The following is an 815-nucleotide window of genomic DNA, read 5'->3' as shown; positions in this document are numbered from 1 at the left end:
GGTGCCGTCGGCGCCCGCGCCGCCCGGCCGCCGGTGTCACCGAACGCCCGCGCCAGGCGGCCGCCAGAGGGCGGCGGCAGCCCTTCGCGCCGGTCGGCGGAGCCGATGGCTGTTGCCCCGTACGGCTACCGGCTGAGCGGCGCAGCCACTCCCGCTGTCGGCTGAGCGGCGCAGCCGCTCCCGCTACCCGCTGAGCGTCGCAGCCCTCCCCTACCAGCTCGGGGGGCTCGCGATCGCGCGGGTCAGGACCTCGTCCAGGACGCGGGCGGTGCCGGGGACGTCGAGTTGGGAGTTGTCGATGATCGGGAGGCCGGAGCCGTACCAGCCGGCCATGCGGCCGTGGATGCGGGCGACCTCCTCGTCGGTGAGGCGGCGGTTGCCGCTGCGCTCGGCGTTGCGCTCCAGGACGATGTCGAGGCCGGGGAGGATGACGACGGGGAGCAGGCCGGGGCCGACGTGCCGTTTCCAGCCGCCGAGGCCGACCACGGGCCGGTCGGGGAAGACCGCGTCGTCGAGGATGCAGGAGATCCCGTTGGCGAGGAAGTTGCGGGCGGCGAAGCCGCAGGTGCGGCGGGCCAGGCGGTACTGCGCCTCGGAGTTGTCGTTCCAGCCGGTCTGGGGGTCGGCGAAGCCCGAGCGCACCCACTCGCGCACGTCGTCGAGGCTGATGTGGGCGGTGGGCACCCGGCGGTGGTCCGCCCAGTACTTGGCCACGCTGGTCTTGCCCGCGCCCGCCGGGCCGATGAGCAGCACGGCGAGGGTGGTGGCCGAGGGGTCGGGGGCGGCGGCGGGCGGCGCGCCGAAGGGGGCGCCGG

General features: G+C 76.2%; 1 protein-coding gene. It reads right to left on the bottom strand.

Features of this window, described 5'->3' with window-relative positions:
- Window positions 1–210 precede the first annotated feature (210 nt).
- Window positions 211–815 (bottom strand): AAA family ATPase (locus tag GTW40_RS31560; protein WP_161183555.1); only part of this gene is annotated, 605 nt, incomplete at its 5' end.

It is taken from the genome of Streptomyces sp. SID4985 (assembly GCF_009863025.1).
Classification (GTDB): domain Bacteria; phylum Actinomycetota; class Actinomycetes; order Streptomycetales; family Streptomycetaceae; genus Streptomyces.
The sequence above is the reverse complement of the archived record's forward strand: the minus strand, read 5'-3'. Positions and strand labels throughout refer to the sequence as shown.